Source organism: Nonomuraea wenchangensis, from assembly GCF_900111685.1.
GTDB lineage: Bacteria > Actinomycetota > Actinomycetes > Streptosporangiales > Streptosporangiaceae > Nonomuraea > Nonomuraea wenchangensis.
Genome location: NZ_FOHX01000006.1, coordinates 95,376 through 109,377, shown reverse-complemented (window position 1 = coordinate 109,377; position 14,002 = coordinate 95,376). Strand labels below are relative to the sequence as shown.

Sequence of the window (14,002 nt, the reverse complement as noted above, 5' to 3'; positions counted from 1 at the left end):
CTAAGCGGCCTTCATGAGATTTCCATGATGGGCGGGGCAGTGGGTGACGGGGTTTTTACGGCAGGCGGGCGGGCGGCGCGGGCGGCGCCGGGTCGTCGGCCGGATCGCGGAAGGCGCAGGAGAAGACGTGCTCGCCGGAGCCGACGACGATCGGCCCGCCCTCCTCGTCGTCCTCCGGGAGGTGGACGGTGGCGGTCGTGTTCGGGGGGACGACCACGCGCAGCTCCAGGCGGCCGGCCGCGCGGGACCAGCCGGCCTCGGCCCGCCCGTACGGCGTGTCCAGCGTGGCCCGCGCCCGCGACAGCCCGCCGCCCGGCTGGGGCCGCACCAGCAGCTCCCGGTAACCGGGCGCGCCCGGGGCGAGGCCGGCGACGGTGCGGTGCAGGAAGTCGGCGACCGCCCCCAGCGCGTAGTGGTTGAAGGAGGTCATCTCGCCCGGGTTGACCGATCCGTCGGGCAGCAGGCTGTCCCACCGCTCCCAGATCGTGGTCGCCCCCATCGTCACCGGGTACAACCACGACGGGCAGCTTCTCTGGAGGAGCAGCCCGTAAAGGCCGGCGTACGCGCCCACCGAGGCCAGCGCGTCGCAGATCAGCGGCGTCCCGACGAACCCGGTGCCGATCCGGTGGCCGTCGGCGGCGACCAGCTCGGCCAGCCGCCGCCCGGCCCGCTCCCGCTGCCCGGCCCCGTCGAGCAGGTCCAGGCGGAGGGCCAGGGCGTAGGCGGTCTGGGTGTCGCAGGCGAGCCGGCCCGACGGGGTGACGAACTCGCGGCGGAAGGCCGCCCGCACCTCCTCGGCCAGCTTCCCGTAGCGGTCGGCGTCGCCGTCGTGGCCGAGCAGCGCGGCCGTGTCCGCGACCACCCGCGCCGACCAGGCGTGGTACGCGGTCGCCACCAGCGCGTGGTCCGTGCGCGCCCGTCCCGGGTCGTCCGGCGGCGCGGCCGGGTCGAGCCAGTCGCCGAACTGGAAGCCCTCGTCCCACAGGTGGTCCTCGCCGGCGAGCCCGGTCACCTGGTCCACCCAGGCCGTCATGCTGGCGTATTGGGCGCGCAGCACGCCGAGGTCGCCGGTGCGCTCGTACAACGTCCACGGCACGAGCACCGCCGCGTCGCCCCAGGCGGCGGTGGGCTCGGGCGGGAACATCAGCGGCACCCACGGCACGTACGGCGGCACGGTGCCGTGCTCGGCCTGCTCGGCGGCGAGGTCGGCGAGCCAGGAGGACAGCGCCCCCGCGCAGTCGTAGAGGAAGGCGGCGGCCGGGGCGAAGACCTGGATGTCGCCGGTCCAGCCGAGCCGCTCGTCACGCTGCGGGCAGTCGGTGGGCAGGTCGACGTAGTTGCCGCGCATGCTCCAGCGCACGTTGGCGTGCAGCCGGTCGAGCAGCGGGTCCGAGCTGTCGAAGTCGCCGATGGGCCGCAGGTCGGTGTGGCAGACCACGGCCACGACGTCGCCCGGGTCCAGGTCGCCGGGCCAGCCGTCGATCTGCGCGTAGCGGAAGCCGTGGGTGGTGAAGCGCGGCTCCCACTCCTCGCCGCCGGCGTCGCCGCGCAGCGTGTAGCGGTCGAGGGCGGCGGCGTTGCGCAGCGGGCGCAGCGCGAGCGCGCCGTCCTCCAGCACCTCGGCGTGGCGCAGGGTGACGGTGTGCCCGGCCGGGCCCTGGACGCGGATGCGCAGCCGGCCGGCGAAGTTCTGGCCGAAGTCGAGGATGGTCTCGCCGGACGGGCCGGTCAGGACCTCGGCCGGGGCCAGCGTCTCGATGCGGCGCACGGGCGGGCCCGTGGGGGCGACCAGCAGCGAGGCGTCGTGGGGGAGCGCGTCGGCGGGCGTCCAGGCCGAGTCGTCGAAGCCGGGCCGCGACCAGCCGGCCGGCTCCAGGCGGGCGTCGTGGTGCTCGCCGTCGTACAGGCCGGCGGCGGTGACCGGGCCGGGCGCGCAGCGCCAGGAGCCGTCGGTGACCACGGTCTCCGTGCCGCCGCCCGCGTAGGTGATCTCCAGTTGGGCGATGAGGGCGGTGCGGTCGCCGTAGAGGCCGGTCCTGCCCTCGCGGAAGCCGACGCGCCCCCGGTACCAGCCGTCGGCGAGGGTGGCGCCGATGGCGTTGGGGCCCTCCTGGAGCAGGGCGGTGACGTCGTGCGTGCGGTAGCGCAGGCGGTGGCCGTAGCTGCTCCAGCCGGGGGCGAGCACGTCGTCGCCGATCACCTGGCCGTTGAGCTCGGCCTCGTACAGGCCGTGCGCGGTGACGTACAGGCGGGCCCGCTCGACCGGGCCGCGCAGGGTGAACTCGCGGCGCAGCAGCAGCGCGGGGCCGTCGGGCGGGCCCAGGAGCTCCGCCGGCGGCGCGGCGGCCGAGGCCCGCCAGTCGGCCGGCTCCAGCAGCCCGGCCTCCACGTACGACCACTCGCTCCATTCGCTGGCCGAGCCGTCCGCGCCGTGCACGCGCACCCGCGCGCCGCGCCGCTGCCGCGAGCCGAGCGCCGGCCCAGGCCAGGGCACCAGCACCGACTCCGCGGACTCGACGCGGCCGGTGGTGAAGCCGTCGCCGAGCTCGATCTCGTACGCCCGCTGGACCCAGTCCCGCAGGTCCGTGGTGACGGTCCAGGACAGGCGCGGCTCGGGCTCGCCGACGCCGAGCGGGTCGCGGTGGTGTTCGAAGGAAGGTGCGGAAACGTGCAGAGAGGTCATGTCATCCCTTGATGGCGCCGGCCGTCATGCCGGCGACGATCTTGCGGTTGAAGAAGACGAACAGCAGCAGCGGCGGGATCGTGATCAGCACGATGTCCATGAACAGCAGGTTCCACTGCGTGTTGTACTGGCTCTGGAAGTTGTAGAGGGTGACCTGCACGGTGGCGTTCTCGTCACCGGGCAGCAGGTAGAGCGGGTTGACGAAGTCGTTGAAGATGTTGACCGAGCTGACCAGGATCACGGTGATCGTCACCGGCCGCAGCAGCGGGAAGATCACCCGGAAGAAGAGCCGGAAGCCGGTGCAGCCGTCGATCTGGGCGGCCTCGTCCAGCTCGCGCGGGATCGCCGCGACGAACGCCCGGAACAGCAGCATCGCGAACGACAGGTGGAAGGCCACCTCGGCCAGGATCATCCCGGGCAGCGTCTTGAACAGGCCGAGCGCCTGCAGCAGCCAGATGGTCGGCACCACCGCGGGCGGGATGATCAGCCCGGACAGCACCAGGAAGTCGGCGGCCCTGGCGACCCTGCCCGGCCGGCGCTGCAGCACGAACGCGGCCATCGCGGCGAAGATCACCAGCAGCGTGACCGAGGCGACCGTGATGACGGTGCTGTTGACGTAGGCGCGCAGCAGCACGTAGTCGCGGGCCTCGACGACCGCCATGAAGTTCTCCACGACGGGCCAGCTCGTCGGCCAGGCGAAGTCGAGATCGACGGCCTGCGTCTGGTCCTTGACCGCGGTCAGCAGCATGAGCGCGAAGGGGATCAGGAAGATCACGGTGGCCGCGACCAGCACGACCGCCTCCACGCCGAGCCTGCGAATGCCCTCTCTCACATCGCCACCTGCCTCTTGCCGAGGTAGTGGTTCAGCGGCACGGCGATGGCCGTGACGATGAGGAACAGCAGCACGTTCCCGGCGGTGGACAGGCCGAAGAAGCCGGCCTGGTACTGCTTGTAGATGATCGAGGCGATGGTGTCGCTGGTGAAGCCGGGCCCGCCGCGGGTCATCGTCCAGATCAGGTCGAACGAGCGCAGCCCGCCGATGAACGACAGGATGATCACCGAGTAGGTGGCCGGCCAGCTCAGCGGCAGCGTGATGTGCCGGAAGCGGTGCCAGGCGCTGCCGCCGTCCACGGCGACGGCCTGGTAGAACTCGGTCGGGATGGACATGATGCCGGCGATGTAGATGACGGTCGCCAGGCCGACGCCCTTCCACACGTCCACCAGCGCCACCGACAGCAGCGCGGTGGCGGCGTCGCCGAGCCAGTCGCGCCCGTCGATCCCGACCAGGGCGAGGGCCTGGTTGACCAGGCCGGTCTGTGGCTTGAGCAGCATGCTGAAGGTGATGCCGACCGCGACCGTGGACACCAGCGTCGGGAAGAACACCACCGAGCGCAGGAAGCCGCGCAGCCGCAGCTTCGAGGTGAGCAGCACGCCTAGCAGCAGCCCGAGCACCACCTTCAGCCCGCTGGTGAGCACGGCGTAGACGAGGGTGTTGACGAAGCCGACGCGCAGGTTCTGCTCGGCGAGGAAGTCGCGGAAGTTGTCCAGGCCGACGAAGGTGCTGTCGAACAGGGTCCAGCGGGTCAGCGCGAAGTAGAACGCCATCACCGTCGGCACCAGGAAGATCACCAGGAACACGACGGCGGCCGGCAGGTACAGCGCGTACGGATACGCCGACCTGCGCCTGGCGGCCTGTCCCGTCACCACCCCGCGAGCCCCAACTGCTTGGCCTGCTTCTCGACGTCCTTGTCGTACTGGGCGGCGCCCTCCTCGGGCGTGGTCAGCCCGGAGCCGACGGCGACGGTGATCTGCTCCAGCGACGGGCCCTTCACCGGGGAGACGAACTCCAGGGCGGGCGCGGTGCGGCCCTCGTCCACGTACGTCTGGAGGTCCTTGGCCACCTGGATGGCGTCGTCGGGCAGCTTGGCGCCCTCGATCCGGTAGGGCCCGGCCGGCTGGACGGCCTTGTTCATCGCCTCGGCGGCGGCCGGCGAGGCCACGAAGGCCAGGAACTTCTTGGCCGCGTCCAGCTTCTCGGTGGTCTTCGGGATGTAGACGCCGGCCGGCTCCCAGAGCGTGGCGCCGTTCTTGGCGGCGTCGGCGCCGGGGATGCCGAAGAAGCCGATGTCGGTGGCGGCGGCCGGCGTGGTGGCCACCAGCGGCGGGACCTGCGCGCTCAGCATCGGGTAGTGCGCGCCCTTGCCTTCCACCAGCAGCTTCATGCCCTGGTCGGCGGTGGCCGAGCCGAAGCCCTCCTGGAGGAGGCCCTTGGCGTGCACCTCGGCCAGGTGGTCGAAGCCCGCGCGGGCGGCCGGCGTGGTGGCGAACTTGGCCTTGTTGGCCGTGTAGTCCTGCGCGAAGGCCGGCGCGGCGGCCTGCACGTTGTAGTAGTCGCCGAGCACGAAGAGCTGCGAGGTCCAGGTGTCCTTGAACGTGGAGATCACCGGCGCGATCCCGGCGGCCTTGATCTTGTCGTTGTTGGCCATGAAGTCGGCCCAGGTCTTGGGCACCTCCAGGCCGAGCTTGTCGTAGACCTTGCGGTTGTAGAGGATGCCGCCGCCCATGGCGGTGCCGGCGGGCACGCCGTACGCCTTGCCGTCCTGGCTCACGACGGGCAGGAAGTCCTTCTGCACGTTGGCGAGCGCCGGGTCGCCGGTCAGGTCGACCAGGGTCTGGCCGGGGTTGAGCGCCTGGAGGAGCGAGCCGGAGTTGTACCAGAACACATCCGACATGTCGCCCGTGGAGAGCCGGGTCTTGATGATGTTGTCGCCCTCGCTGCCTCCGGGGCGGATCTCCGTCTCGATCTTGATCGTGGGGTCGGCCCGCATGAAGGCGTCGGTGAGCGCCTTGGCGGTGCTCACGGTGGCCTGGCTGTTGTCGACGAGGAACTTCAGCGTGACCGTGCCGTCGGCGGACGGGCCGGCGTCCGAGCCCGAGCCGCAGGAGGTCAGGGCCGCGATCGTGAGAACGGTCAGCGCCGCTCCCATGGTGCGGTGAGAGGTCTTCACAACGCCCCTCCGGGTTCGTTGAAACGTTTTAACAACCCCCGATGCGAGTTAACGTAGGCGTCATCCGCCGACGTCGTCAAGGGCGATTTTGGGGAACGATCCTCAATCGTGATCCTGCGAGGGGCCGGGAGATCGGCACAATCGGACCAAGGAATGGGTAACGTTACCCACGACTGCGGAGGGGAGGGGATCACATGGTCGCAGCCGGTGGCCGCGGACGCCGGGTGACGATCGCCGACGTCGCCGACCACGCCCAGGTCTCCACCACCTCGGTGTCGAAGGTCCTGCGCAACGCCTACGGCGTCAGCCCCGCCATGCGCCTGCGCGTCCAGGCCGCCATCGACGAGCTCGGCTACCGGCCGCACAACGCGGCGCGGGCGATGCGCGGGCGCACGTTCACCATCGGCGTGCTGCTGCCGCACATCAGCAACCCGTTCTTCGCCGAGATCCTCGACGGGCTCACCGAGCAGCTCGGCGGCACCGACTACCAGGCGATCATCATCCAGGGCGGCCTGGACGACGCCTCCGAGCGCCGCGCCGTGGACGCCCTGGTCGACCGGCAGGTGGACGGCATCCTCATGGTCGCGCCGCTCAGCTCCAAGTCGCGCCTGGAGGAGGTGGCCGCCGGCACGCCCACCGTCGTGCTCGGCCCGCACGAGCGCTCGACCGTCTACGACTCGGTGAACGACGACGACGAGGCGGGCACCGAGCTCGTCGTCGAGCACCTGATCAGGCTCGGCCACCGCCGGGTCGCGCACATCGCCCAGCGGGACCTCGGCCGCGGCCGGCCGGCCACGACGCTGCACGTCATCAGGGAACGCACCTACCGGCGGGTCATGACCGAGCACGGCCTGGCCGACGGGATCGCCGTCGCCACCACCTCCTACACCGAGGACGGCGGCCACCGGGGCGCGTACGAGCTGCTGGCCCGCGACCCGCGGCCCACCGCCATCTTCGCCGGCGCCGACCTCGCGGCCTTCGGCGCGCTCGCCGCGCTGCACGAGGCGGGCCTGGCCGTCCCCGCCGACGTCTCGCTCGCCGGCTACGACAACACCCGCTCGGCCGGGCTCGCGCACATCGCGCTCACCACCGTCGACCAGGACGGCGTCATGATGGGCCGCACCGCCGGACGGCTGCTGCTCGAACGCATCGGTGGCCGTACGTCGTCGGTGCGCTTCTCCGTCACGCCGGCCCTGATCGTCCGCCGTACGACGGCGCCGCCCTCAGATTCGTCTCAGGTGACCTGAGTACAACAGAGGCATGAGCCGAGCCGTCCCCGCCGCGAAGGTGCTGGTCGTCGACGACGAGCCGAACATCCGTGACCTGCTGTCCGAGGCGCTGGAGCTGAACGGCTTCGCCGTCCGCACCGCCGCCTGCGGCCGGCAGGCGCTGGAGGCGGTGGCGCGTGAGCGGCCCGACCTGCTCGTGCTCGACGTGATGCTGCCCGACCTGGACGGCTTCGCCGTGGCCCGGCGGCTGCGCGCGGCGGCCGACGGGCCGCTGGTGCTGTTCCTGACCGCGAAGGACGCCGTCTCCGACCGCATCGCCGGGCTGACCGCGGGCGGCGACGACTACGTCACCAAGCCGTTCAGCCTGGAGGAGGTGGTGCTGCGCATCCGGGCCATCCTGCGCCGCGCCCGCCCGCCGGAGGAGCAGGCAGGCGACGGCGTGCTCCGCTACGCCGACCTGGAGCTGGACGAGGAGGCCCACCTCGTGCGGCGGGCCGGGCGGCAGATCCACCTCTCGCCCACCGAGTTCAGCCTGCTCCGCTACCTGATGATCAACGCCGAGCGGGTGGTCAGCAAGGCGCAGATCCTCGACCGGGTGTGGGAGCACTCCTTCGACGGCGACAGCCGCATCGTCGAGTCCTACATCAGCTACCTGCGCCGCAAGATCGATCAGGACGGCCCGCCGCTCATCCACACGCTGCGCGGCGTCGGCTACCGCCTCCAAGAGGCTTCGCGGGGGGCGTCGTGAGGGCGGCGGGCGCGCGGGGCGCCTGGCCGTTGCGGCACCGGCTGCTGGCCGCGCTGCTGGGGTTGTGCGCGGCCGGGCTGGCGGTGTTCGCGGTGGCCGGGGTGCTGCTGCTCGACCGGTCGCTGCTGTCACGGGTGGACGCGCAGCTCGCCGAGACCGTCCGGTCCTTCGCCTTCCGCCCGCCGCCCGCGCCGCCGCCGGTGCCGCCGTCCGGCCGTCCCGGCGAGGTGGAGCTGCCCACCCAGTTCAGGATCGGCTTCTACGCCCCCTCGGGGCTGCTCCTCCGCGAGCTGCCCGGCGGGGTCGCCGACCGGCCGGACGTCCCCGCCGGGCTGGTCGCGCGGGCGCCGGCGGGCGCGGTCACCGTCGCGGGGCGGGACGGGAGCGGCGACTGGCGGGTGCTCGTCAGGGCCCTGCCGGACGGCGGCCGGGTGACGGTGGCCATGTCGCTGGAGCCCGGCCGGACCACGGTGCGGCAGTTCCTCGTCATCGAGCTGGTCGCGGGCGTGCTGGTGCTGGCCCTGCTCGGCGCGGTCGCGCTGGCCGTCGTACGGCTCGGGCTGCGCCCGCTGACCAGGATGGAGCGGACCGCCGAGGCCATCGCCGCCGGGGAGATCGACCGCCGGGTCGGCGACACCGACCCGCGCACCGAGACCGGCCGGCTCGGCCGCGCGCTCAACACCATGCTCGAACGCCTGGCCAGCGCCCTGCGCGAGCGCGAGGGTTCGGAAGAGCGGCTGCGCCGCTTCGTCGCCGACGCCTCCCACGAGCTGCGCACTCCGCTCACCTCGATCCGCGGCTTCGCCGAGCTCTACCAGCACGGCCAGGCGCCGCGCGACCCGGCCGTCGAGCGGCTGCTGCGCCGCATCGAGGGCGAGGCCGGGCGGATGGGCGTTCTGGTCGAGGACATGCTGCTGCTGGCCCGCCTGGACCGCGAGCCCGCGCTGGAGCCGGCCGCCGTGGACCTGCGCGTGCTGGCCGGGGACGTGGTGCACGCGGCGCAGGCGCGCGAGCGCGACCGGCCGATCCGGCTCGCCGTCTCCGAGGAGCCGGTGTTCGTGCTGGGCGACGAGCACCGGCTGCACCAGGTCATCGCGAACCTGGTCGGCAACGCCATGACCCACACCGCCGCCGGCACGCCGGTCCTGGTGCGGGTCGAGCGGCGGGACGCGGCCGGGCCGCCGCCGCCGGGCGTGGCGCGCTCGGGCGACGGCCCCGCGCCCGACGCCGAGGCCGCGCTGGTCGAGGTGCGCGACGAGGGCCGGGGCATCGACCCCGAGCACCTGCCGTACGTGTTCGACCGGTTCTACCGCGCCGACCCCGGCCGGGCGCGGCACCACGGCGGCACCGGCCTGGGCCTGGCCATCGCCGCCGCGCTGGTGAGCGCCCACCGGGGCCGGATCGAGGCCGGCGGCGCGCCGGGCGGGGGGACGACGTTCCGCGTGCTGCTGCCGCTGCACCACCCCGACGACTGAGGGGCTCCCGTCAGAGGCGGTGGGTGGCGTCGCTGCGGTAGTCCGTGTACGTGTACGGGTTGTCCAGGATCTTCGTCTCCGGGATGTCCGGGTTCATGCCCTGCCGCCACGCCTCCTCGCCCATGTCGGCCCGCAGATAGGCGACGGTGTCCTCGACCTGGCGGCGGGCGGCGGCGAGGTCGATCCCGACCAGCTCGTGCTCGTGCTTGACCACCCGCCCGTTCACCAGGACGGTGTGCACGTCGCCGCGCTGCGCCTGGAACACCACGTGCCCGAACGGGTTGAGCACCGGGAACGACACCGGCGAGCGGTCGTTCTTGATCAGCACGAGGTCGGCCTTCTTGCCCGCGGCCACCACGCCGAGGTCGTCGCGGCCGAGCGCCCGGGCGCCGCCCCTGGTGGCCCACTCCACGACCTGGTCGGCGCGCAGGCCGGCGTGGGTGACGGTGCCGCCCTCGGCGTGCGCCTCCAGGTGCTCGCGCGAGCGGTCGGCGCCGAGCGTGGCGCGCATCGCGGAGAACAGGTCGCCGCTCCACCACACGCTGGTGTCCATGGACAGCGAGACCGGGATGCCGTGCGCGCGCAGCGCCCACGTGGGCGGGTAGCCCTGGCCCGCGCTCTGCTCGCTCTCCGTCGAGACCGACACCGAGCCGCCGGTGGCCGCGATGCGGTGGTAGGAGTCGGCCGACAGCGAGGCGGCGTGCACGTAGATCGTCTCTGGGGTCATGAAGCCGTGCTCGTGCATGAGCCTGATGCCCTCGTCGCTGGTCGCGCCCCACACGCCGGCGTGGGTGCTGACCGGGACGCCGAGCTCGCGGGCCACCTCGAAGGCGGCCTTCTCCGGGAAGGCCGGGTCGCCCAGCACGTCGAAGGCGAGCTGGAAGCCCAGCAGGTCGTCGCCGGTGATCCGGCGGCGGACGAAGTCGCGGAACTCGGGGGCGGAGGCCCACTCGGCGGGCGGCTGCTGGATGTTGCCGTAGGCGAGCACGTAGCGGCCCGGCACCGAGCGCAGCGCGTCCACGGCGGCGTCGGCGTGCTCCACCGTGCGCAGCCCGTGCGACCAGTCGACGACCGTGGTGACGCCGGCGTCCAGCGCCTCGATGGCGGCCAGCACGTTGCCCGCGTGCACGTCCTGCGGCCGGAACAGCTTGCCGTGATCCAGGTAGAACCAGACGAAGTACTGGGTGAGCGTCCAGTCGGCGCCGTAGCCGCGCAGCGCGGTCTGCCACATGTGCCGGTGGGTGTCGATCATGCCGGGCAGCACGATGCCGCCGGTCGCGTCGATGACCAGGGCGTCGTCCGGCGCCCGCAGGCCCGGGCCGACCTCGGCGATCCGGTCGCCGGTCACCAGGACGTCGGTGTCCTCCAGCACCGTGCGGACGCCCTCCATCGGCAGCACGGTGCCGCCGCGCAGCAGTACGGGCCGTCCGGCCCCGGCTTCGTTCCGCTCGCTCATCCTGGGCTCCTAGATCTTCCGAACGGTTGTCCGCTACACGGTCATGCTGTTCGCCGTAACTCTACGATCGCGCGTTCGGCTGTCAAGGGCCTATGCCGCGTCGGCCCGGATGTGCCAGAATCCCCGTTACGGACAACTGTCCGCACAACGGAGGGAGACTGATGGTGGACGACGGAGTCGGACCGCTCGACGGCGTGCTGGTCGCCGACTTCTCCCGCGTCCTGGCCGGGCCCTACGCCACGATGCTGCTGGCCGACCTGGGCGCCGACGTCGTCAAGGTCGAAGGCCCCCAGGGCGACGACACCCGGAGCTGGACGCCGCCGGTGCGGGGCGAGGTCTCGACGTACTATCTGGGCGTCAACCGCGGCAAGCGCTCCATCGCGCTCGACCTGCGCGACCCGGACGACGCCGCCGCGGCCCGCGAGCTGGCCCGGCGCGCCGACGTCCTCATCGAGAACTTCCGGCCCGGCGGGCTGGCGAAGTACGGCCTCGACCACGCCTCCGTGCGCGCCGCCAACCCCGGTGTCGTCTACGCCTCCATCAGCGGCTTCGGCTCCGGCCCCGGCGCCCGCGTGCCCGGCTACGACCTCATGGTGCAGGCCATGTCCGGCCTGATGAGCCTTACCGGCGAGCCCGACGGGCCGCCCTACCGGGCCGGGATCTCCGTCTTCGACGTCATGGCGGGCAACCACGCGGTGATCGGCATCCTCGCCGCGCTCCGCCACCGCGAGGCCACGGGGGAGGGGCAGCACGTCGAGGTCAACCTGCTGTCCTCGGCCCTCACGGGGCTGGTCAACCACAGCTCCGCGTACGTGGCGGGCGGCGTCGTGCCGTACCGGATGGGCAACGCGCACCCGAGCGTGTTCCCGTACGAGCCGCTGCCGACCGCCGACGACGACCTCATCGTGGCCGCCGCCAACGACGGCCAGTTCCGGAAGCTGTGCGAGGTGCTCGGCATCCCGGAGACCGCCGACGACCCGCGCTTCGCCCGCAACGCCGACCGCACCGCCCGCCGCGAGGAGCTCCGGCCGATCCTGGTCGCGGCGCTGGCCGCCAAGGGCGCGGTCGAGTGGTTCGAGCTGCTGGTCGAGGCCGGGGTGCCGAGCGGGCCGATCCAGACCATCGACGGCGGCTTCGCCATGGCCGAGCGGTTCGGGCTGGACCCTGTCGTCGAGGTGGGCGAGGGCGAGCGGGCGGTGCCGACCACCCGCCACCCCATCCGCTTCTCCGCCACGCCGGCCCGCTACCCGCTGCCGCCGCCCGAGCTGGACGAGCACGGCGCGGAGCTGCGTGCCTGGCTGGCCGGCCCGGACCGGCCGCTCGGAGAGGAGAAGCCGTGAGCGACCACGATCACGCGAGTGGGCGCGACTATCCGACGGCGCTCGGGGCGTCCTCGCCGACCACCATCACCCTGCTCGGGCAGGACCTCGCCGCGGACGTCATGGGCCAGGTGGGCTTCGGCGAGCTGGCGTTCTGGCTGGCCGCGCAGCGCAGGCCCACGGCGGGCGAGGCCCGCGTGTTCGAGGCGGTGCTCGCCGCGCTGGCCGACCACGGGTTCACGCCGACCGCGATCGTGACGCGGCTGACGTACCTGTCGGCGCCGGACTCCGTGCAGGGGGCGCTGGCGGCCGGGCTGCTCGGCGGCGGCTCGCGCTTCCTCGGCGTCACCGAGGACTGCGGCCGCTTCCTCGCCGACGTGCTGCGTGCCCGCGAAGGGCCGCTGCCTGCCGACGACGCCGGGTGGGACGCGCTCGCGCTGGAGACCGTACGCGCCCGCAGGGAGCGCCGCGAGCTCATCCCCGGCCTCGGCCACCACGTGCACAAGGACGGCGACCCGCGTACGCCCCGGCTGTTCGCCATCGCCGCGGAGGAGGGACTGGTGGGCCCGCACCTGTCGCTGTTCGCCGCCGTCGGCCGGGTCCACCCCCAGGTGCTCGGCCGGACGCTGCCGCTGAACGGCGCCGGGGTGTGCGGGGCCGCGCTCGCCGACCTCGGCCTGCCGCTGGAGCTGCTGCGCGCCTTCGCCCTGCTGGCGCGGACCGCCGGGCTCATCGGGCAGCTCGCCGAGGAGCTGCGCCACCCCGTGGCCAACGACATCTTTTTGTCCGTGGACCTCAACAACCGGTCCATCCCCCCCGAGCCGTACGCCGACGGAGGTCTGCATGGCTGAGCTCGTCGCGGTCATCGCGTCCACCCACCATCCCTTCTACTACCGGGCGTCCACGGCGACCGGCGCCGACCGGCCGCCGTTCGCCGACGAGTGGGTGCGCAAGGTCATGGCCTTCCGCGAGACCCTGACCAGGGCGAACCCGGACGTGCTCGTCATGGTGGGCTCCGACCACTTCCACCAGCTGTGGCTGGACAACATGCCGCAGTTCCTGGTCGGCAAGGCCCCCTTCTACGACGCCAACTGGTACAACGAGGAACGCGAGTTCGGCCTGCCCCGGATGACCTGCCAGGGCGAGGAGGACCTGTCGGCCCACCTCCTGCGCGGCGGCCTCGACCTCGGCTTCGACCTGGCCTTCTCCAACGAGCTGCGGATCGACCACTCGATCACGTGCCCGATCATCACCCTGCGCCCGCAGAACGACCTGCCGATCGTGCCCGTCTACACCAACATCTTCGCCCCGCCGCTGCCGCAGCCCAAGCGCTTCGTGCAGCTCGGGCAGGCCATCAGGGAGCTGATCGAGTCGTGGCCGGACGACCGCAGGGTCGCCGTCATCGGCACCGGCCACCTGTCGCTGGAGCTCGGCGGGCCGCGCCAGTTCGGGCCGCACGGCCCCGACCCCGAGTTCGACCGCAGGGCCGTCGAGTGGATCTCCACGGGCGACCTGGAGGGCTGCCTGTCGGAGGTCACCCTCGACAGCCTGTGGAACCCCGGCAACGCCACCCACGGCTTCATGGACTTCATGCTGATGATGGGGGTCGCGGGTGAGGGCCGCAAGGCCGACTACACCGACACCTACGACCTGTTCCACACCATGGAGGCGTACTTCACCTGGTATCCGGACGGAGGCGGCCGCGCATGAGCAAGTATCTGCTCGACAAGTTCCTGTTCACCGTCGATCGCGATCCCGAGCTGGTCGAACGTTACCGCGAGGAGCCGCGGGCCACCGTCGAGTGGTGGGAGGCCGAGGAGGCGGGCCGCATCCTCGGCTCGCACCTCGACGAGCGCTCGACCTGGCTGAGCTTCGACGACGCCGAACGGGAGGCGCTGGCCACGCACGACTACCCGAAGCTGTTCGAGCTGGGGGCGCATCCGTTCCTGACGCTGACGCTGTTCATCGCGATGTTCGAGCGGGACTACGCGGAACCGCTGGGATTCCAGCTGGAGTATGCCCAGCGGTTGTCCGGGTACAGCCTCCCGTATCCCGACATATCCACCTGAGCGAGAGGACGCGCT

Annotated in this window: 12 protein-coding genes; 7 read left to right on the top strand and 5 right to left on the bottom strand. The window is 72.6% G+C overall.

The features are described from left to right. Positions 1-55 precede the first annotated feature (55 nt). From BMW85_RS19605 to BMW85_RS19590, 4 genes are read right to left on the bottom strand one after another with little or no spacing between them, the layout of a single operon-like run. Positions 56-2,683, bottom strand: coding sequence for a glycoside hydrolase family 78 protein (locus BMW85_RS19605; RefSeq protein WP_091083204.1), 2,628 nt, complete (start codon positions 2,681-2,683; stop codon positions 56-58). Between the two features lies 1 nt (position 2,684). Next, a complete protein-coding gene (locus tag BMW85_RS19600; RefSeq protein WP_218155857.1) occupies positions 2,685-3,515 on the bottom strand; it encodes a carbohydrate ABC transporter permease in 831 nt (276 codons plus the stop codon). Continuing rightward, on the bottom strand, positions 3,512-4,390 hold the full coding sequence (locus tag BMW85_RS19595) for a carbohydrate ABC transporter permease (protein ID WP_218155856.1): 879 nt from the start codon (positions 4,388-4,390) through the stop codon (positions 3,512-3,514). Before BMW85_RS19595 ends, BMW85_RS19600 begins: the two co-directional genes overlap by 4 nt. Beyond that, positions 4,384-5,691: an ABC transporter substrate-binding protein gene (locus BMW85_RS19590; protein ID WP_218155855.1), complete on the bottom strand. Its 1,308-nt coding sequence runs from the start codon at positions 5,689-5,691 to the stop codon at positions 4,384-4,386. The genes BMW85_RS19595 and BMW85_RS19590 overlap by 7 nt, the downstream gene beginning before the upstream one ends. Before the next feature lie 194 nt (positions 5,692-5,885). On the opposite strand from BMW85_RS19590, the gene BMW85_RS19585 reads away from it, so the two are divergent. From BMW85_RS19585 to BMW85_RS19575, 3 genes are read left to right on the top strand one after another with little or no spacing between them, the layout of a single operon-like run. Next, positions 5,886-6,938: a LacI family DNA-binding transcriptional regulator gene (locus BMW85_RS19585; protein WP_091083201.1), complete on the top strand. Its 1,053-nt coding sequence runs from the start codon at positions 5,886-5,888 to the stop codon at positions 6,936-6,938. 13 nt (positions 6,939-6,951) lie between these two features. Further along, on the top strand, positions 6,952-7,668 hold the full coding sequence (locus BMW85_RS19580; RefSeq protein WP_091083198.1) for a response regulator transcription factor: 717 nt from the start codon (positions 6,952-6,954) through the stop codon (positions 7,666-7,668). Next, positions 7,665-9,143, top strand: coding sequence for a sensor histidine kinase (locus tag BMW85_RS19575; RefSeq protein ID WP_177240768.1), 1,479 nt, complete (start codon positions 7,665-7,667; stop codon positions 9,141-9,143). The genes BMW85_RS19580 and BMW85_RS19575 overlap by 4 nt, the downstream gene beginning before the upstream one ends. Before the next feature lie 10 nt (positions 9,144-9,153). Here BMW85_RS19575 and BMW85_RS19570 read toward each other — a convergent pair whose 3' ends face one another. Then, positions 9,154-10,599: an amidohydrolase family protein gene (locus tag BMW85_RS19570; protein WP_091083194.1), complete on the bottom strand. Its 1,446-nt coding sequence runs from the start codon at positions 10,597-10,599 to the stop codon at positions 9,154-9,156. A gap of 161 nt (positions 10,600-10,760) precedes the next feature. On the opposite strand from BMW85_RS19570, the gene BMW85_RS19565 reads away from it, so the two are divergent. From BMW85_RS19565 to BMW85_RS19550, 4 genes are read left to right on the top strand one after another with little or no spacing between them, the layout of a single operon-like run. After that, positions 10,761-11,939 (top strand): CaiB/BaiF CoA transferase family protein, encoded by a 1,179-nt coding sequence (locus BMW85_RS19565; protein WP_177240767.1) that lies wholly within the window; start codon positions 10,761-10,763, stop codon positions 11,937-11,939. Continuing rightward, the gene (locus BMW85_RS19560; RefSeq protein ID WP_091083193.1) at positions 11,936-12,769 is read left to right on the top strand and encodes a citryl-CoA lyase; all 834 of its coding nucleotides are present in this window, start codon (positions 11,936-11,938) and stop codon (positions 12,767-12,769) included. Before BMW85_RS19565 ends, BMW85_RS19560 begins: the two co-directional genes overlap by 4 nt. Beyond that, complete coding sequence (locus tag BMW85_RS19555) at positions 12,762-13,628, top strand: DODA-type extradiol aromatic ring-opening family dioxygenase (RefSeq protein WP_091083191.1); 867 nt, start codon at positions 12,762-12,764, stop codon at positions 13,626-13,628. Before BMW85_RS19560 ends, BMW85_RS19555 begins: the two co-directional genes overlap by 8 nt. Continuing rightward, a complete protein-coding gene (locus BMW85_RS19550) occupies positions 13,625-13,987 on the top strand; it encodes a hypothetical protein (protein WP_091083189.1) in 363 nt (120 codons plus the stop codon). The genes BMW85_RS19555 and BMW85_RS19550 overlap by 4 nt, the downstream gene beginning before the upstream one ends. The last annotated feature ends 15 nt before the right edge of the window (positions 13,988-14,002 follow it).

Bases quoted from the DNA above. Each gene is read 5' to 3' on its own strand.
- BMW85_RS19555 (WP_091083191.1), top strand. From the start codon at position 12,762: ATGGCTGAGCTCGTCGCGGTCATCGCGTCCACCCACCATCCCTTCTAC.
- BMW85_RS19580 (WP_091083198.1), top strand. From the start codon at position 6,952: ATGAGCCGAGCCGTCCCCGCCGCGAAGGTGCTGGTCGTCGACGACGAG.
- BMW85_RS19550 (WP_091083189.1), top strand. From the start codon at position 13,625: ATGAGCAAGTATCTGCTCGACAAGTTCCTGTTCACCGTCGATCGCGAT.
- BMW85_RS19570 (WP_091083194.1), bottom strand. From the start codon at position 10,599: ATGAGCGAGCGGAACGAAGCCGGGGCCGGACGGCCCGTACTGCTGCGC.
- BMW85_RS19565 (WP_177240767.1), top strand. From the start codon at position 10,761: ATGGTGGACGACGGAGTCGGACCGCTCGACGGCGTGCTGGTCGCCGAC.
- BMW85_RS19585 (WP_091083201.1), top strand. From the start codon at position 5,886: ATGGTCGCAGCCGGTGGCCGCGGACGCCGGGTGACGATCGCCGACGTC.
- BMW85_RS19605 (WP_091083204.1), bottom strand. From the start codon at position 2,683: ATGACCTCTCTGCACGTTTCCGCACCTTCCTTCGAACACCACCGCGAC.